At 60.9% G+C, this 16,642-nt stretch carries 16 protein-coding genes and 1 tRNA gene; 11 read left to right on the forward strand and 6 right to left on the reverse strand.

The genetic code is table 11. The features are described from left to right. Positions 1 to 23 precede the first annotated feature (23 nt). Complete coding sequence (locus J2S32_RS13745; protein ID WP_253522211.1) at positions 24 to 839, reverse strand: 8-oxoguanine DNA glycosylase; 816 nt, start codon at positions 837 to 839, stop codon at positions 24 to 26. Between the two features lie 13 nt (positions 840 to 852). Here J2S32_RS13745 and J2S32_RS13750 point away from each other — a divergent pair, with 13 nt between their 5' ends. Beyond that, positions 853 to 1,188 carry a helix-turn-helix domain-containing protein gene (locus J2S32_RS13750; protein ID WP_253522212.1) on the forward strand — a complete coding sequence of 112 codons (336 nt, stop codon included), beginning with the start codon at positions 853 to 855 and terminating at the stop codon, positions 1,186 to 1,188. Positions 1,189 to 1,294: 106 nt separating this feature from the next. On the opposite strand, the gene J2S32_RS13755 is transcribed toward J2S32_RS13750, so the two are convergent. Further along, the gene (locus J2S32_RS13755; RefSeq protein WP_253522213.1) at positions 1,295 to 1,804 is read right to left on the reverse strand and encodes a GIY-YIG nuclease family protein; all 510 of its coding nucleotides are present in this window, start codon (positions 1,802 to 1,804) and stop codon (positions 1,295 to 1,297) included. A 272-nt stretch (positions 1,805 to 2,076) separates the two neighbouring features. Here J2S32_RS13755 and J2S32_RS13760 point away from each other — a divergent pair, with 272 nt between their 5' ends. Together J2S32_RS13760 and J2S32_RS13765 are read left to right on the forward strand one after the other, a co-directional pair. Beyond that, positions 2,077 to 2,547 carry a Panacea domain-containing protein gene (locus J2S32_RS13760; RefSeq protein ID WP_253522214.1) on the forward strand — a complete coding sequence of 157 codons (471 nt, stop codon included), beginning with the start codon at positions 2,077 to 2,079 and terminating at the stop codon, positions 2,545 to 2,547. After that, positions 2,537 to 2,965 carry a hypothetical protein gene (locus J2S32_RS13765; protein WP_253522216.1) on the forward strand — a complete coding sequence of 143 codons (429 nt, stop codon included), beginning with the start codon at positions 2,537 to 2,539 and terminating at the stop codon, positions 2,963 to 2,965. Before J2S32_RS13760 ends, J2S32_RS13765 begins: the two co-directional genes overlap by 11 nt. 37 nt (positions 2,966 to 3,002) lie before the next feature. Here the strand turns inward: J2S32_RS13765 and J2S32_RS13770 are convergent, their stop codons facing one another. Genes J2S32_RS13770 through J2S32_RS13780 form a run of 3 tightly spaced genes read right to left on the reverse strand, consistent with a single transcriptional unit; the run spans position 3,003 to position 5,509 of the window. After that, entirely contained in the window at positions 3,003 to 4,694 is a 1,692-nt protein-coding gene (locus tag J2S32_RS13770) for a VRR-NUC domain-containing protein (protein WP_253522220.1), read from the reverse strand. Positions 4,695 to 4,712: 18 nt separating this feature from the next. Next, positions 4,713 to 5,087: an excalibur calcium-binding domain-containing protein gene (locus J2S32_RS13775; protein ID WP_367398985.1), complete on the reverse strand. Its 375-nt coding sequence runs from the start codon at positions 5,085 to 5,087 to the stop codon at positions 4,713 to 4,715. Further along, positions 5,078 to 5,509: a hypothetical protein gene (locus tag J2S32_RS13780; RefSeq protein ID WP_253522224.1), complete on the reverse strand. Its 432-nt coding sequence runs from the start codon at positions 5,507 to 5,509 to the stop codon at positions 5,078 to 5,080. The genes J2S32_RS13775 and J2S32_RS13780 overlap by 10 nt, the downstream gene beginning before the upstream one ends. A gap of 152 nt (positions 5,510 to 5,661) precedes the next feature. Between J2S32_RS13780 and J2S32_RS13785 the strand changes: the two genes are divergently transcribed. Beyond that, positions 5,662 to 6,606: a hypothetical protein gene (locus J2S32_RS13785; protein ID WP_063511382.1), complete on the forward strand. Its 945-nt coding sequence runs from the start codon at positions 5,662 to 5,664 to the stop codon at positions 6,604 to 6,606. Between the two features lie 35 nt (positions 6,607 to 6,641). On the opposite strand, the gene J2S32_RS13790 is transcribed toward J2S32_RS13785, so the two are convergent. Further along, on the reverse strand, positions 6,642 to 7,712 hold the full coding sequence (locus J2S32_RS13790; RefSeq protein ID WP_253522227.1) for a hypothetical protein: 1,071 nt from the start codon (positions 7,710 to 7,712) through the stop codon (positions 6,642 to 6,644). A gap of 368 nt (positions 7,713 to 8,080) precedes the next feature. Here J2S32_RS13790 and J2S32_RS13795 point away from each other — a divergent pair, with 368 nt between their 5' ends. From J2S32_RS13795 to J2S32_RS13825, 7 genes are all read left to right on the forward strand, one after another. Then, positions 8,081 to 8,992, forward strand: coding sequence for a hypothetical protein (locus J2S32_RS13795; RefSeq protein ID WP_253522229.1), 912 nt, complete (start codon positions 8,081 to 8,083; stop codon positions 8,990 to 8,992). Continuing rightward, complete coding sequence (locus J2S32_RS13800; RefSeq protein WP_253522231.1) at positions 8,989 to 10,467, forward strand: hypothetical protein; 1,479 nt, start codon at positions 8,989 to 8,991, stop codon at positions 10,465 to 10,467. Before J2S32_RS13795 ends, J2S32_RS13800 begins: the two co-directional genes overlap by 4 nt. Beyond that, positions 10,464 to 11,387: a hypothetical protein gene (locus J2S32_RS13805; RefSeq protein ID WP_253522233.1), complete on the forward strand. Its 924-nt coding sequence runs from the start codon at positions 10,464 to 10,466 to the stop codon at positions 11,385 to 11,387. Before J2S32_RS13800 ends, J2S32_RS13805 begins: the two co-directional genes overlap by 4 nt. Continuing rightward, the gene (locus tag J2S32_RS13810) at positions 11,387 to 12,403 is read left to right on the forward strand and encodes an ATP-binding protein (RefSeq protein WP_253522236.1); all 1,017 of its coding nucleotides are present in this window, start codon (positions 11,387 to 11,389) and stop codon (positions 12,401 to 12,403) included. The genes J2S32_RS13805 and J2S32_RS13810 overlap by 1 nt, the downstream gene beginning before the upstream one ends. A 3-nt stretch (positions 12,404 to 12,406) precedes the next feature. Continuing rightward, positions 12,407 to 14,305, forward strand: a complete 1,899-nt coding sequence (locus tag J2S32_RS13815) for a hypothetical protein (protein ID WP_253522239.1) — start codon at positions 12,407 to 12,409, stop codon at positions 14,303 to 14,305. A gap of 230 nt (positions 14,306 to 14,535) precedes the next feature. Further along, positions 14,536 to 14,611, forward strand: a tRNA-Thr gene (locus tag J2S32_RS13820). A 273-nt stretch (positions 14,612 to 14,884) separates the two neighbouring features. After that, positions 14,885 to 16,642, forward strand: coding sequence for a ShlB/FhaC/HecB family hemolysin secretion/activation protein (locus J2S32_RS13825; protein ID WP_253522241.1), 1,758 nt, complete (start codon positions 14,885 to 14,887; stop codon positions 16,640 to 16,642).

Below are 16,642 nucleotides of genomic sequence, written 5' to 3' on the forward strand. Positions count from 1 at the left end.
ACATGTTCATTTCAGCGGAATACTCAGTTGACCGAAGCAAAGAGAGGAAGATCGGCTGTCGGTTCCAGCCTGCGATCGATGACTGGCTGCCTGGCCAATTCACGCATGACGTTCCACATGACCGAATCGAGCAGCGAGGGGCGCGCTCCGATCACCTCTGCAAAAGCGAGGAATGCTTCCTCCATGGCGAGATAGTGACGCTCCACCGTCCAGCCGGGCTCGAAGAGGCCGATATGTTCGCAGGCGCGAACGATATGAATATCGAGGATGGCGACCAGGTCGCTGTCCCGCCAGTTGCGCACGACCCACGACGCCGTCTTCGGGCCAATTCCCTTGAGGGTCATGATCCCGTCGCGCAGAGCACGATCGGGAAGACCCTGGTCGATCTCCGGCAGAGCCTGAAACGAAGATGCCAGGAAGTGCGCCTTCTGCCGCGCGAACCTGTAACGCACCTTCCGCCCCCTGACCTCGAGCGGCCTGCTCAGCAGATCCAGCACAAAACCCTCATCCGCCAGGGCCTCATAACGTCCATCGCATTCGGATCTAATGCGCTCGTAAGCGGCGATACCGACTTCGGCTGGAATGCCGTAGCCACCCAGAAGGCAAGCGATCAACTCGTCCTCCAAGGTGGTTCCGAGCTTGTAATGCTGTGGTGCCTCCAGCCCCCACATCCAGGATTGCGCCGCCCAGTAGGCCGGGGTCTTGGGATGGTCATGCATTCCCCATTTCAAGTCCGAAATGCCGACCCCGGTGGACGCGGGAGGCAAGCGCAATTCGAGGAATGCCTCTTCTTTCAACGCGTAGACGATCTGGTCGGTTGAGAGGGCTAAGGAATGCATATATTCATATTATATGCATTCCGATTCGGCAGCAAGAAGTCTTCTGGAAAAGATGGAGCGCGCCCGCCTGGCGCGTCGATTCACCCAGCACGCGGTCGCGGAGCAGCTCGGAATAACGCAGCCGCATTACAGCAAGATCGTGCGAGGAACCGCAGCTCTTACGAATGGCATGCATGACGCTATTGACGAATGGCTGAACCAGAATCCTCCGCCTCCGGTGCAGCGCGCCGATGAACTCATGCGTCTCACGCGTCGGATCGAGCGCGACGTAGCCAAGCTTAATCGATTATTGGCGCAGGAGGGGCGTCGCCCGCAACGCCGCGCGCTAGCGTCGGAAGAAGGACCCTAATCGGCCTGTGACAGCCAAGCGCCTGGGGCAGATTAGAAGTTCGCAGGGCCGCCGAACTCAGTCAGCTGCTCACGTCGCCGTCGTCCCGCCTTCGGCGTTTCACACATCAGGGAAGGTTTCCGCCTCCCTCGAAATCGGTCAATGCGTCACAATTCATGCAGTGATACATCCAGGATGCGTCCTGGAAATGCATCCCGCAAAAGCAACCGCAGAACGGGCAGCATTCGTCGAACTCCAAGTCTGCCCAGTCCCAGACGCCGACATACTCGGGAACCGCATCGCGGTCGTAGCCCACAATCTCGAACGCGTCCGCGTTCTTGGCAACGAAACCGAAACGACCCGCGTGTGCGAGATCGGCAAGAATATCGGCCGGTTGCAGGTAGAACCATTCCCGCGCCGCGACCTCGCTACCTCTATTCACATTGGCCAACGCATACTTGGCATGCAGACGAGCCTCCATCACAGCGTCGGATCCGTCATCAATCCAACCGACCAATTTGAGCTGCCGCGAGTTTCCGGTCTGCAAGGCGCGACCGCGACCCTGCGGGTTGCGTGATCGCCCGATCTTCATTCGCCAATCAGCGTCGTTCTCTTCCAGAATGAAATAAACCGCCATTCGCGCCATCTAGCACACAACCAGACGTCTGCGAGCCGTGACCGCAAGACGCGGCTAGCAGTTCGCTTCCCTCGAAGGCGACAGCGGGCTCGCCTTGGGAAATCGTAGCACCTTCGACGCGCTCGGCGTGCCGGGCGGTCAGCCTTCAGGCGTTTTCGTCATTTTTCGACTGGGCGACGCCTGGATCTAGCCATCGATAAACCGAGGACTGTTTTTACGGAAATTTCGGGATTGAAGTTCATCTTGGAAAGGAAAACAAAGAGATGGAAGATATGGCCCGTAAGATCGATGCCCACGATGTCGCAGACTGGTTTATCAATCGGATCGACCGAAGGATGGGTGAAGTCATCACCACCGACGTTGTCCACCGGCTCCTTTACTTCGCACAGGCCTGGTATCTGGCCAATACCGGGCACGAAATGTTCGAAGAGGAATTCGAAGCCTGGGGCACAGGTCCCATAATTCCCGCGATCTACGAGCGCTTCGAGCACATGGATGTCGCGAGCCTACCGGACATCGAGAGCAGCCGCACGATCAAGGGTAGCAAACTCGAGATGCTCGAATGCATCCAAAGGGATTATGGCTGCTACATGCCGTTCAAGCTGGACGAACTCGCCAAGGAGCCGGGCGGCCCCTGGCACACAGCTCGGAAGGGCCTCGCACCTTTGGCACCCAGCGACAAGATCATCCCCAAGGCCGCCATGAAAAGCTTCTACAGGGAGAAGATCAAGGATGCCGCATAACTCCGAGAAGAGCCGTATGCGCACCGATCGGCAAGATCCTCGCCCATCCTTGGGGTCATTAGAAGATCATGAAGGCGTAACGGTGAGTTTCGCCCATTACAGGGCAGAGACGGAATGCCTTTCGAGCTGGAACAAGGCTGATCTCAAGAGCTTCGTCGGAGCGGTCGAGAAACTGCGGACGATGGATGTCACGACACTTCGAAATTCCAGCCTTTGCTCTCCGCATCGAGGCGAAGTGCGACCGGCGAAGCGTTTCACGAGACCCGACACGATCGGGAAGGACTACCGAATGCATGAGATCAGAGTTGATCGAAGCAACACTGCACGAATGCATGGCGTGATCGAGGAATCGGTGTTCTACCTTGTCTGGCTCGACCGTAAACATGAGGTGTTTCCCTGGAGGAAGAACAAGAAGTGAGTGTGCAATTTTCTCTCACATTCATGCATCTCCAAGGTCACGTTGCCTGTATGATCTCTGCTAGCGTCACGTGATGCGCCAACGGATTGAGCAAATCGCGGACTAGTCGCGCCTGGCTTGCGTGTATGGAGTCAGAGGGGCCTTTGACCTCGACGAACCGAACCTCGTCGCCGCGCCAGAGCGTGAGATCCGGCCAGCCCGCCCTCAGATCGTAGGGCGCAGTAGAAAAACGATCCGCAATGGCGGCGAGGCGTTCGTTGCCGAGCGCCTTGAAGAGGCCTTCCACGCCATCCCACCAGACGCCTGGATAGAATGCAGGGGAATCCCCTGAACGCTTGGATATCAGAGCCCAGTTCCGTCGCAGCTGCCCGATGTCCGCTCGCCTGACGCTCGCCAGCAGATTGCCGATGGCATATCGATCCTCATCGAACGCGACGTTCTGCGCATACAGTGCTTCGATGTAGGTGTCGGCATTACGCTCCGCCAGCTTTGCGAAGGACGCGGCCTTGATAACCGTGAGGATCAAGCCTCCTTCGGCTGCGGCCCCGCTCCACCCTCCATCGAGGTAGTGCTCTAGCGCGGCATTCTCGATCGACGTCCATTCGCGGAAGGCGGCACTCCTCCATAGCTTGTTCTCGCCCTTTTCAAGTTCGACGACCTCATGCTTCATGCCGAACCGGTCAGCCTGCTTCTCCAGACGTCTCTTGCGCGGTGGCTTCGTCTTCGACGTCCCCCCAACTGCGCGCCGCAACTTTTCCGAACGCCTGAAAACGCCGACCTGAGGGTCAAGCAACAGCGCGCTCTCATACGCTTCCAGCGCTTCGGCATCGCGATCCAGTTTCTCGAGTAGTTCGCCCTTTGCTCTAAAGGCTCTTGCACGAAGCCAATCAGCGTCGGTGCTGCATGCTACGGCGAGGCCCTGCAGAATCGCCGCGATGTCTTCGGACGCAGCATCTGACCCGGCCTGCTCGATGGCCGACTTGATCACGTTGAGGTCACCGCGCCCAATCCGAGCACGCTGCCACTCAGTGGCATTCACCAATCGACCGGTGAAGTCATAAGCCGCGCGATCCCCTTCCTCCGTGACGACGTGAACCAGGTCAGCATCGGTATCGAATTCATAGCCGGCTACGGATACGGGTTCCGGATCCCATCGGGCGAGTTCCCGTCCCGCATGCACATCGAACAGGATCAGCTTGCAACTATCACTGCTCCCCGGAGAATTGAGCGTCCGGCAGATCGCCATCCTTCCGTCAGGAGAGAGTGCGTGATCGTCGATGTTGGCCGCTAGGACGTGGTGTAGAAGCTGCTGTCCCTCGCTCGAGAAGCCAGCGAGCACTCCGTCGAGCCCATCCCCGAACAACCAGTCGCTTATCAATACCGTGCCGTCGTCTGCGACCTTACCGTCCTGGGGACGCTGAAGGTTGCCTTGTGCAATCAGACGATCGCCCTCGAGCAGGATCCATCGCCCCTCTCCGTGATACCGGTGGCCGCCCCTACTGCCATCCGGACTGCGATCCGACCAGCCAACGACATAACGGCCATTCGGCGAGCGGGAAAACTGCCCGAAAAAGCCAAGATCTCGTATGGTGAGAAACCGATCGGAGAAGAAGTCGAGCGCGTAACGCGTAGGGTCCTTGGGTTGCGAGGGAGGGTCCCGCGGGGTTGCCGCTGTCGGAGCAGATGCGAGTTCGGCGAGCCTGCGCCAAAGACCTTTCACGTCGACCATCCCGCTCGCGTGCGAAAACTACTCACAACCGACACCATCGCCATCGCGATCAAGGTGCCTCGCATATCCCGGGTCGCCTCTCCTGACGGGAGCTGCCCCCGCAGCACGCGCCGCGGCGCAATTCGCATAGTATACAGCCCCGCTTGCTGGCGGACGCTCCCGTGCTGGTGAGGCCTGAGCGCGGTGGCAGTGACGACCACCGTTCTTGCGATCATTGTGACATCCGTCGGCCGCGAGACCTCCGGGATGGGCCGAAGCGGCGGCCGCCCACACAAGCGAAGCAACTGCGAACACCAGCGATCCGAACATAAGCGTTGCGACCAGCCCAAACTCCAGCCGGATCAACCAACCGCGCCTTTCGCTCTTCCGATCGCTCCATTCCCTCAGCGACATTCGTGCCTCCCCCAATACCGGTCCCACCGAGCGGCCCAACCTCCGCGAACCATAGCGCAAGATAAATCACCGGACTTCGGCGAGGTGCACCACGCGCCTGTCCGGTCACCTCCTGCAGAACCGGTCGAAACACATCGCATCGGAGGACCCGCTACGAGGACATGACCGTGGCGCCCAGTGCCGGTGGGGCGGCCGATCAAGTCGACCAATGCGTCGCGCGCCACCATCGCATCGGCTGCGGGGCAGGGGTGATCATCGGAACAGGAGCCGTCGAGCTCGCGGGCTGCAATGCCGGCGAGCCGGATACGAGGACCTTCCTGGCACCATACGGGGCCATCGCCGTCCCACACGGCTTCGGGGGTGCAGGTGAAAGCCTCGCCGGCCGGCACGACTGCGGCTGCGAGAAGAAGAAGTGCCGACATTCGAACTTCTTACCGGACCTTCCGATCCATTCAATGGCCGTCGCATCGAGGCGCGGTGAACGCGCGCGGTCGCAGACGCCCGACAACCCTCTTGGGGTGGAGGGGAGTGGAATGAGCCAAAGTTTGCAGTTGTAATAGTTAGGAGTGGAAAAATGCCTGAACCGGACTTTGCCGGTATCGAGCCGACGCGCGTGCCCGAGGCCAAGCGCAGGTTAGCCGCCATAGACAAGTATCTGAGCTTGCCGTCTCCGACCGGCGAGGATGCCATTCGCCTCGCTCGCTCGATCGGGATAACGCGTTACCAGTTTCAGCGGCTGGTCAAGGCATGGTGCGAACACCGGAATGCGAAGATGCTCGTAGTGACCAAGCGGGGAAGAGCGACGCGCAACTACGGCATCGACCCACGTGCCAAGGCGATCGCGACCGAAGTCATCGAGGCAAGCGGCGCTGATGCGCAACTGACGAAAGTGGCGCCGATCGTCGAACAGCGTTGCGTCGAAGTCGGAGCCAAGCCACCGTCCCGCCCAACGATCTACAACTGGATACGCCAGCGACATGCCCAGGCCGCGAATGCGGAGGGCGCGCCCCGCATCGTGGTTGGCCGAATGTGGCCGCGGTTGGTGGTGAAGGCGCATCCCGATGCCTTTCCACTCGTCCTTGTGGCTGTAGCGTTGCCGGAAAAGTGCATCCTCGCCCATCGTGTGTCCTTCGACCCGGCACGGCCGGCCTCTGTCAGGAATCTGTTCGATGATCTGCTTCGTAAGCGTTCGACGAAGGCGATGGCCCGGCCACTGCTCTTAAGTCCGAATGACCTAAAAGAGGCACGCCCATCACTGGGCGTAAATGGCCTCGATGACTTGAAGAGCCACCCGCGGTCGCTCCAGCGGATCATGTCGCAGACCTTCGGAGGCGCGCTGGCGGATATTCGCGTCGTGTTTCAGATCCAGAAGGCGTTGAAGACCTCTGCGGCCAACCTCTCCCGGCAGGACGAGGCGATCAGTGAAGATTTCGCAATCGCGACAATCGACCAGGCCGTCAGCGATCACAACTGTCGTTGCGGATCCGACCAGGTTTCCTTCGACATCATCGATGGCTGAGCCCCAAGCAAAGGCCGTCCGGTGTCAGGTGCGATTCATTGTAGCTCGGCAACTATCTGAAGTAGTTCGAGCACATCCGCAGGGATCTCGCTCAGGGCGCCGGAAGCTAGAGCCTGCTTCTCTCGCATGACCTCATCATTATACTCCGCTGCCTTGATGGCGAAATGGGTCTCAAGCTCCGAACGCGACCATGGGGTCATATCCCCGTTCGGAGGCAGGGCATCTCCGCGCAACGTCCTTGCCGGTGTCAGGGACAGGAGACCAAGCTTGCCGCCCACCAGCTTCTTAAAATATCGACCGAAGCGAGCGTCGCTGTCTGCGTGTTGGACATTGCCGGCAATGGCTGCGTCAAGGCGCTCGACAAGCTTGGCAGTCGCTTCCTTGTCGAGTCCGGACTTGATTTCCACCTCGGTCAGTCGCGTTGCCCAGATCGGTGGGGACAGATCGTCAAGTTTCGCCAGGGCATCGCAAGCCGCTCGCTGATAGCCCGGGAGCGCTAAGGCGCTCTCCGCGACATGCCAGCCGAGTATCATCCGCGTGCCCACGTCGAGAACGACGAATAAGATCCAAGGCCGGCCATCCCCCTGCGGGGCGCTGATAGCCGAACAATCGAAGCGCAGAGCATGACCTGCTTCGCCCGTAGCCTTGACGCGCCGAATCTCTGTCTCGACGATACGGCGCAAGACCATTGGGCTCGGCACGGAGGTCGGATCAACTCCAGCTGCTTCGACCATGTGGCGGGTCAACTGGGCGACAGACGCATCGGCGTGGGCGCGAACGACCTTACCAACAACGGCTTGAAGAGCGTTCACGACCTCCCCTTTGGACGGTCGAGCCCGAGCGGACGCGCCTGACCCTCGGCGCACCGCGAGAGATCCAAGCGATGGGTGGTCGCGCCAGGCAGCCGCAAGCCTGTAAAAGCGACTGATGCTCACGTTCGCAATTCGGCATGCCTCTTCAATGTCGAGTTCACCGTCGCGCCACCCTTCTATCGCATCGATCCGACGTCGCGCCAGATCGCGCCGGGAAGGTGATAGTAGCTTCCACTCCTCTTCATCAGTGGCCGGGAGCGAGCTGGGCAGCGACACCGATGCGCCGCCTTTCATGTCTCGCTTTCCACCATATGCCAGTGGCGGGTGAGCGAAGATGCTGGCGTCAATTTTTCATCCATACCTGCCGGGGTAACACAAAAATTCTACATGCCAATGCGAATCTCCTTGATTTTCTGAAACGCACTTTCTAAATGCCAACGCACTAAGGGAGTTATGCGTATGAGCATTGAGATCGAACCACCGGCGAACAAGAGTAAGCCGAAGGGTGAATGCCCGTTCGCTGATAGCGAGCATTCAGAGCGCGATCATGATCGCGGATCTGCCGAGTGGAAAAATGCGGAAGATGGGCAAACGAACTACGTTCGGGCGGATCTCACCGCTACGCGAGTTGGTTCAGCCCGCTCCATCCCGCCGATGCCGCGATGGAACCGACACCCGAGCATCTCGGCGATGCGTTCGCGGCGCACCTCCCCTTGGCGGTGGACCCCGGTCAGCGGGAGGTCCGTGTCGTGACCATCAGCCATCCGCAAAGATCTCAGGCCATCCCCGATCTTCGGGATGAAGCCCAGCCAGCGGACGGACGCCGGCTTGTTCGGACCGGCACTGGCGAGACCGATAATCCTCCGCTCGGCCACATCGTGGTGTTCCGCCACGGCGGGACGGAGAGACCAGTGGTGACGCGCGGAGGTCTCCATCTGCGTTTCCGCATGCCGTCGGTGAAGACCGGAATGACGGAAGTCGGCGAGGGAAGGGGAGAGGAACTGCTCGCCATGCAGTGCGAAGTCGATGGCAACATCGTCCAGTTCAAATGCCATCCCTACAAATTCGACATCGCATTCGGCGGGCCGCGTTTCACCTATCGTCCCGATCTCGCGATCCTCTACCGCGATGGCCGGATCGAGATCGTCGAGGTCAAACGCACTCCGGACGATCTCAGCACCGACGACAAGGTCAGCCTGGCGAGAGTTCGGGAATTCGTCCGCCGGTGTGGCTGGAAATTCTCGATCCGTTACCTCGAAGATATTCGTGGTTCGAAATGGCGGGAGCACAACGTCGCCAACATCTTCGGACGTCGCGCGATGGCGCTGACCCACGATGAGAGTTCGCGCGCGGATGCAGTCCGAGCGAAAATGCATCAGGTGAGCTGGGGCGACCTTAGCACCCTCATCGCTCCGCATGATCGCAAGCACGGCAATGCGGTCGTCGAGCGCCTCGTTGCCGGCGGGTTGTTCATCGTCGACTTCGATGCGCCTTTCGATGACCGGACCATTCTCCGTCCCACTTCGATCGCCGCACCGCGAGCGCTGCCAGGATTTGAGGAGATCGCAGCGTGATGATGCCCCTCGCCTACCCTCAAGAGAAAGGGGATCCCGTCGAGATCCTCGGCCGCGATTACTACTTCGAACGCGTCGATCCCGACCACGCGGTCACATATCGCGCGCCTTACGGCGCCTCCTATCCCGACTTCATGGTCGATGACGATAACGGACATCCCCGCAAGCCCACCACGTCTGAGATGAATGCCATTTTCGCACAGGATGGCATCATCTTCCGCTCGAAGCCCTCGAGTAATGCAAGCCGCCGACTGGCTCGCAACATGGAACTGGACGCCGATCAGTGCCGAAAGATGGATGCAAAGTCTCCTCTGCGCGTCGCGATCACCCTCTTTTGTGACGACAACTGCGGCTCTCTCTCCGACGACGCGATGCGGCCAATTATCCGCCGCGCCGTCTCGCAGCCGGATATCGCTGCGCTAAATCCCATGGAATGGGAGCCGCACCCCACCACAGTTCGCGAGTGGTTGCGGGAACGCGGGGAACCGGGCAGGCGCAAGCCGCGCGATGGCGTGTCGATGGCCGGTCGCTACCTGCGTTCGATCGTCAGCAGACACCCGGTCGAGCTGATCCTCTATCACATAATGTCCGCCTGTCTCGCGAATGACCGGAATCAGATCCAGAGCTTCTACGACTGTTACGTCGCAGACCTGTGGAAGGTCAACAACGGCAAGCCGCTGGACCGCCCCATGCTCATTGAAGGCGAGGACGGAGCCTGGAGCGTCGGCGACGAGGTCGCAGAATATTCACGGCCCTCGACACCCTATAAGGCCGTTCACTACACCACCTTCTGGCGCCGGGTCCGCGATATGCGCACCCCGAAGCTCTTCGGCCTCGCGACTACCGAGAGGGGAAAACGCGCTCGCTACGGCGGCGGTGGTTTCAGCGAGCGCCCGTCCTTCGGTTCGCTGTGTGAAGCCGACGAAACGCCCGTTCCCTACGTCTTCCTCGTCGATGACGACACCGGCATCGGCATGGGCTCGGCTACAATGTCACTGATGGCCGAATGCAGCACGACGGCATTGGTCGGATGGGATCTGTGCGCCGAGGCGGCTTCGAGTGCCTCCCTGCTGCGCACCGTCAGGCACGCGAACTCGATCAAGGAAGTTCCCGCTGACCTGCTCGAGAAATTCCCGGACCTGCCTTTCGTCAGACTCCGTCCCGACCGCATCAAGGTCGACAATTCCGCAGGCGCGCACTCCCGTCATTTCGAGGACGCGTGCGCGGAAGCCTACATCCAGGTCAACTTCACCGGGAAGGAGCATCCCACGCACAAGGCTCTCATCGAGAGGACCATCGGGACGATCCTCCAGTTGCTCTTCAAAAAGCTGCCGAGCCACAATTACAACATCGCCCTGATGCGTAAGTTCGGTTTCGACCCGGACAAGCAGGTCCTCTGCACGATCTCGCAGGCGCGGGAACTGCTCGACCGGGCCTGCTTCACCTACAACATCACGAGGCACGAGGGCCTATGAAGCGGCAACCCCTCCTGATGTGGCGCAAGGCCACCGCTGCCCGCGCGCCCAATGTCATCGCGGATCTTGACGAGTTCGATCGCAACATGGGCTGCGTGAAGTTCGACGCTGGCGTCTACGCGACCGGGGTCGTCTTCATGCACAATCGGTATTCATGCGATGAGATGGGCGATATCGCCGGGCTCTTCGAGCGCGGTAACATTCCCGAGGGAGACGTCACCCCGAAGCAGCCCCGCAGGAATCAGGATCCGCACGGCAAGATCACCGCCCGTGGCAAGCTGAAGTTCGATCCGGATGACCTCGGGGTAGTGCATCTCTGGATCCCATTCGGCGAACACAAGCGGTGGGTGACGCTCAAGTGCGACAATTCTGACATGAAAGGCGTTCCCGTCTGGTTGCACGAGAAGTGCATGGAGCTGGCGAACATCGAGGCCGACGAATTCTGCTCTAAGGAGGAGCAGGCCGTGTTCCGCGCCAGACTGTTCGACATGATCTCGAACGTAAACGAGAAGGCGTCGGCGAAAAACCGCAAGCTCCTCGGCCGAGCCTTGGCAGATAAATCGACGGCGGCGTCACTGCGGCGCTACGTCGAACTCACGCCCGAGGAAGGCGTGGACACCCCCGCTGTTGAGACCCGGACCGATACCGACTCCCAGGACATCCATCCGTTCGAGCCGGACGCGTGCGTCATCGACAATGCCCTTGCGGGAAGTCGGCGCAAGGACGCGGGAGACATGACCCCGCGGCCCAGGAAAATGGCGAAGCAGACGCCCAAGACGTGGGCACAGATGCAGCGCGCGAAGAAGAGGGGTGTCCCGGTCCGCGCGCGCAATGAAAACGGCAGAGCGAACTCGAGAACGCGGCGAGAGGCGCCGCCGCGTCGATCCTCGGGAAGAGGCCTTACATGGAAGGAGAAGTGATGAGCAAGAAAAGCGAAAAGGCCGAAATACAGGATGTCACTGAAGCTGATCAGTTGACCATCTCTCCGGCGATCAAGGATGCCTTCCGGTCGCTGCGCGACCAAAAGGTGGCCATGCGCTCGACTGCTGCGACCCGGGCGATCGCGGCATTCAACACGATCCGGCTTCCCTATCCCCGCCAGCTCGAAGCCATGCTGACCTTTCAAGAGGCTCAGGATCTTGGACGTGCAATGAAAGGACGCAGGCAGACAGCGATCTGTGTCTTCGACCCGCCACACACGGGAAAGACCACCGCGGCTGAAACCTTCGTGGACGTGGCTAACGAAGGCGCCGAGGAAGGAATTAGGCCGGTCGTCTTCATGAGTTTCGGCAGTGGTGGCGGGCCGAGCGACATGTATCGCGCGATCCTGAAAATCCTCGGCGAAGGCTTCCCGGCGACAAAGGACCTCGAAATCCTCCGTGATCACGCCTGCGAGGCGATGCGGCATGCCCGCACAGATCTCCTCATGATCGATGAAGCGCACGAGGGAGGCAAGGGATCGGCCTACGGCCCGCGCCTCACGGCGGAGCTCAAGACGCTGCTTAATGGCGGACACGTGGGGATCGTCCTGCTCGGGACCGAAAAGGCAGAAGAGATGATCAGCAAGGACCAAGAGTTCCTCATGCGGACCATGGCACCGTGTCGTCTCGGAGCACTCGACTGGGCAGTCGACGAAGACAGGGACCTGTGGATCGGATTCCTGTCAAAGCTCGATGAAGAGATGATCCGGATCGGCATCATTGCCGAACCGACCGGCCTCGCCGATGAGGAACTGGCGTTGGCTCTCTGGCAGGCATGCGACGGGATCATCGGCCAGCTCATGAGCGTGGTGAGACAGGCGCTGCGCATCTCGATCCACGACGACCGCGATTTCATCTCTGTCGACGATCTCGTAGTCGCAGTCGATGACTGGTCGATCTCGCTCGGGCTGTGCGATACCAATCCGCTAGAGCGCCTCCTCCTCGAAGCAGCCTGACGCATGCTCGCTCTGGCCGATATCTCGCAGGAACTGCTGCGTGGGGAACGTTCGACAGACGATGCTCCTCGTCGGCTGCTCTATCGGGACCGGGTTTCCTTCTCCTTCAGAGATGGGGAATCCCTGCGAGGCGGCATGGCCCGAGCCTGTGAACTCGCCGGCGCGCCGAACAGCTGGACGGTCCTGCGGGAAGTCGGGCTCAAGCACCGAAATCGGGTGCTAGTTTCCGAGGATCCCGACATCGATATCGGCGCACTCGCGGAGGCGCTTGGCGTCACGCGCGAAGAGGTGGCCGCCAGACAATATCCCGAAAAGGAGAACGGAGCCCGGGAATACTTCGGAATGATCGTTCCCGCAGGCAGCATCGAAAGCCGTGCAAGGAGATATTCGCCCACGTTCCTTCGTGACCGAGGATATCATCTCGCTGCTTGGGAGCTGAAGTTCCTCCCCTTCTGTCCGGTGACCTGGGACATCCTGCTGCAACACTGCGATGCGTGCCGATCGCAGCCTCCGCAGGCGCAGGGGTGGGTCAGGACGCTCACGCCCGTCGATCGTTGCGACGAGTGCGGGAGAAGGCTGGCCGAAAGATCGACGTCGAACGTATCCGAGGGACTGCGGCCAGCACTCGAGATTATCTCGTGTCTAGTGCGCTGCACGGAGAAGGAACGCGCGTCAGTTTTCGACTTACTCCCGAGTGATCTCGGGAGGGCTGATCCGCAGGCACTGCTTGACGTGATCCTGGGGCTAGCGAAGCACATGAAAGCCCCTTCCACCGAAGAGGATGGTGACCCGCAGGTGATCCGCCTCCATCGAGCTTGCAAGGCCGTCCAAAGCTGGCCGACTGGTCTGGATGACATCGAGTTCAGTGCATCACCCACAGGCCAGACCCTTCCGCCGCTAATGCAGAGCTACGCAGCCTTGGGAGCAGAGCCGGCTATCGATGCGGCCGAGGCGGAATACGCGAGCATCAAGGCCATGAACCACCTAACTTGTGGCGACGAACTTGATCGGATCGTCGGGCTCAGAGAGGCATCTGCGATTTCAGGGTTGGAAGACGACACGCTTCGCGCCGCGTGGGAAGCGCAACTGATCACCCGGAGGTATCGCGCTCATGGGAATAGATTGCTTCCCGCTTTCGAGGTGCGAGAATTGCTGGCATTCGCTGAAGCGTGGAAAACCCGAGTGAGCGCATCATCGGTTGCCTCGCGTTTCGGGCTTCCGACATATGCCATCGAGCAATGCGTAATACGGGGGCACCTCATCCCCACCGCGCTCAGCCTGCCGGGATCGGGCTACTTCTTCTCTAAACAGGCCGCCGATCGCTTCTGCGATGAGACATCTCTGAAGCAGCCCGCACCTCACGTTGCGACGGTCGCTCTATATGATCTGATGCGACTGGTCTCGGGTAGACTGAAGCCCTGGGGTGAAGTCCTGAGTGCGGTAGCGCTTGGCCGAATTTCGGCAGAGCTCGAGCCGGGAGATGATAATCAGTTAGCCAAGCGGCTTCAGATCGACGAAAGTTCCGCGAAATATCTAATCGGAAAAGAGGCTGCCAAGGGGGTGCCCTCCTTGTGCGGCTTGTCATCAACCATCTGCCAATCCGATGCTTATGAAGTGCTGAATTGCTCGGCAACGAGTTCCGGCATGCTGGACGGAATCGCCAGCACGGGCATCAATCCAAAGCTGTTCCCCCTTGAGCTTGTCGCCAAGCGTGCCGGAGAGGTCGCGGCAACCTCGGAAATCGCGAAGCGTCTCGACTTGGATCCGACGCGGACATCGCGCCTCTTGAGTGCCGCGCGGGTCCGAGAGATCGTTCCGGGTGGTTGGGACCGTGCTCATGCTTTCGAACTGATCAATCGCGCAACGCTGATACGCGACGCACAACTCTCGTTGAGTTTCTAACTTACCCCTTGGCCACGTGCCTCTGCGGCCAGCCGCCGGATTCCCATTGCCTCCCCGATAGATGGCGCACTTTGGATGCGGAGGGTGAGCGTGTATCTGCAGAAATAGGTTGATCTGAGGGAAAACTACTGCAATCGGCCCCAACGCGATTGTGAAAACATCCTTTGATTCCAGTTGGAATTTGAGGGGTTCTCAGTGCAATCTGATATTCCCGCGCAACCCGCGAAAGTGCCGCTTTAGCTCAGTTGGTAGAGCACATCATTCGTAATGATGGGGTCACAGGTTCGAGTCCTGTAAGCGGCACCACGACTTCCGCCTCACTCCATTGCCGCGCGACTTCTCCGGGCCGCGAGCGTCCCTCGTTGGGGCGTTCAAGATTCAGCATTACATTTTGCGTAGGGGGATGGTAAGGCCTTGCTTACTACAAGGAAGAGGCCCGGATAACGGGCCCGGCGGATCGCTGACTAAATCGACGAGTGCATGTCATGTGCTGTTGGGGGGGCGATCTGAATGGGCTTGGGCCAGCATATCCAAACGAATTTGAATAGCGGCCACGGCGCCGCTTTCCACCGGGCACGCATGGTCCTGCTCGCCGGGGCGGCGGCGTTCGCGCTGGCCACTCCCGCCTCGGCGCAGGCGCAAGCGGTGCCGAGCCGCGGCGAGCTGACCCCGCCGCAGGCACGCGAGCCGGTTGCGCCGCCCACCACGCTGACGATCGACGGGGGCATGGAGCGCTCGCCCTGCGCGCTCGACGCGCCCGATCTGGCCGACATCACGGTGACGCTCAATTCGGTGCGCTTCACCGGGGCGGACAAGGCGCCCGAAGTCGACCTCACGGGAGCTTATCAGGGCTATGTGGGCCGCGAACTGCCGATATCGGTGCTGTGCGATGTCCGCGCGGCGGCCAACCAGCGGCTGCAACAGGCGGGCTATCTCGCCACGGTCGAAATCCCCGCGCAGCGGCTGTCCAATGGCGATGCGGAAATGCGGATCGTATTCGGCCGGGTCACCGCATTGCGGGTGCGCGGCGATGCAGGGCCTTCCGAGCAATTGGTGGCGACCTATCTCGAACCGCTGACGCAGGATGCGGTGTTCAACACCAAGCGGGCCGAGCGCTACCTGCTGCTGGCCGACGACCTGCCGGGGGTCGATGTCCGTCTCTCGCTGCGACCTGCCGCGAGCGGCGAGCCAGGCGATCTGGTCGGCGATATCGCGGTGATCCGGCGGCGCGGAACGCTCGATCTCAATGTCCAGAACTTCGGCTCCAAGGCGCTCGGCCGGTTCGGCGGGCTGCTGCGCGGCGAGGTCTATGACCTGACCGGGCTGGGCGATCGGACGAGCGTCGCACTGTTCTCCACCGCCGAGTTCGAGGAGCAGAAAACCGTCCAGCTCGGGCACGATTTCGCGATCGGCGGCGATGGGCTGCGGATGTTCGGCCAGTTCACCTACAGCTGGACCGACCCCGATCTCGGCCTGCCGGGTCTCGATGTCGAATCCGAGACGCTGTTCGCCTCAGCGGGGCTGTCCTACCCGATCCAGCGCAGCCGCAGCACCTCGCATATCCTGAGCAGCGGGTTCGATTACGTCGACCAGGACCTGACAGTGAACGATCTGCGCCTGACGCGCGACCGGGTGCGGACGGTCTTCCTGAGAGTGGATTCGCTCTACGCCGATCCCGACAGCATTGCAGGCGCCAATGGCTTCAGCGCCTTCGAACCCCGGCTTGGCGCGCGCGGCGGGGTCGAGCTGCGCCAGGGGATCGACATCTTCGATGCCACCCCCGATTGCCGCACCGATCCGCGCACCTGCCTTGTGGCGGGTGTGGCCCCCAACCGGATCGAGGCCGATCCCACGCCCCTGCTAGTGCGGTTCGAAGGTGAGGCCGATTACCGGCCCATACCCGATCTGCGCTTCTCGCTCGGCCTGAATGCGCAATTCACCCGCGAGCCGCTGCCCGCCTTCGAGGAGTTCTCCGCCGGCAACTATTCGCTTGGCCGCGGCTACGATCCGGGCAGCATTCTCGGCGATAGCGGCTACGCGTTGTCGTTTGAAATGGGCTATGGTTCGCTGGCTCCCGCCGGCCCCGCCAAACTGGCGTGGGAAGGCTATCTCTTCACCGACATGGCCTGGGCCTGGAACGAGGACCCGAGCCGTTCGCCGCTCAATCCCGATCGCCTGTGGTCGGCAGGCGGCGGTATGCGCTTTGCTTATGGCAGCGCGCTGCAGGCCGATGTGGCGGTCGCGGTGCCGCTCGAGAAACCCGATTTCGCTGCCGATCGCGGAGACGTGCGCGTGCTCGTTTCGCTCACCACTCGCCTGCTTCCCTGGAGCTTCTGA

The sequence above is a fragment of the Qipengyuania citrea genome, assembly GCF_024171405.1.
In the GTDB taxonomy this organism is placed as follows: Bacteria; Pseudomonadota; Alphaproteobacteria; order Sphingomonadales; family Sphingomonadaceae; genus Qipengyuania; species Qipengyuania profunda.

What these genes read in the sequence shown, in the direction of transcription:
- J2S32_RS13745 (WP_253522211.1), bottom strand. Translation starts at nt 839, where the DNA reads ATGCATTCCTTAGCCCTCTCAACCGACCAGATCGTCTACGCGTTGAAA.
- J2S32_RS13750 (WP_253522212.1), top strand. Translation starts at nt 853, where the DNA reads ATGCATTCCGATTCGGCAGCAAGAAGTCTTCTGGAAAAGATGGAGCGC.
- J2S32_RS13755 (WP_253522213.1), bottom strand. Translation starts at nt 1,804, where the DNA reads ATGGCGGTTTATTTCATTCTGGAAGAGAACGACGCTGATTGGCGAATG.
- J2S32_RS13760 (WP_253522214.1), top strand. Translation starts at nt 2,077, where the DNA reads ATGGCCCGTAAGATCGATGCCCACGATGTCGCAGACTGGTTTATCAAT.
- J2S32_RS13765 (WP_253522216.1), top strand. Translation starts at nt 2,537, where the DNA reads ATGCCGCATAACTCCGAGAAGAGCCGTATGCGCACCGATCGGCAAGAT.
- J2S32_RS13770 (WP_253522220.1), bottom strand. Translation starts at nt 4,694, where the DNA reads ATGGTCGACGTGAAAGGTCTTTGGCGCAGGCTCGCCGAACTCGCATCT.
- J2S32_RS13775 (WP_367398985.1), bottom strand. Translation starts at nt 5,087, where the DNA reads ATGTCGCTGAGGGAATGGAGCGATCGGAAGAGCGAAAGGCGCGGTTGG.
- J2S32_RS13780 (WP_253522224.1), bottom strand. Translation starts at nt 5,509, where the DNA reads ATGTCGGCACTTCTTCTTCTCGCAGCCGCAGTCGTGCCGGCCGGCGAG.
- J2S32_RS13785 (WP_063511382.1), top strand. Translation starts at nt 5,662, where the DNA reads ATGCCTGAACCGGACTTTGCCGGTATCGAGCCGACGCGCGTGCCCGAG.
- J2S32_RS13790 (WP_253522227.1), bottom strand. Translation starts at nt 7,712, where the DNA reads ATGAAAGGCGGCGCATCGGTGTCGCTGCCCAGCTCGCTCCCGGCCACT.
- J2S32_RS13795 (WP_253522229.1), top strand. Translation starts at nt 8,081, where the DNA reads ATGGAACCGACACCCGAGCATCTCGGCGATGCGTTCGCGGCGCACCTC.
- J2S32_RS13805 (WP_253522233.1), top strand. Translation starts at nt 10,464, where the DNA reads ATGAAGCGGCAACCCCTCCTGATGTGGCGCAAGGCCACCGCTGCCCGC.
- J2S32_RS13810 (WP_253522236.1), top strand. Translation starts at nt 11,387, where the DNA reads ATGAGCAAGAAAAGCGAAAAGGCCGAAATACAGGATGTCACTGAAGCT.
- J2S32_RS13815 (WP_253522239.1), top strand. Translation starts at nt 12,407, where the DNA reads ATGCTCGCTCTGGCCGATATCTCGCAGGAACTGCTGCGTGGGGAACGT.
- J2S32_RS13825 (WP_253522241.1), top strand. Translation starts at nt 14,885, where the DNA reads ATGGTCCTGCTCGCCGGGGCGGCGGCGTTCGCGCTGGCCACTCCCGCC.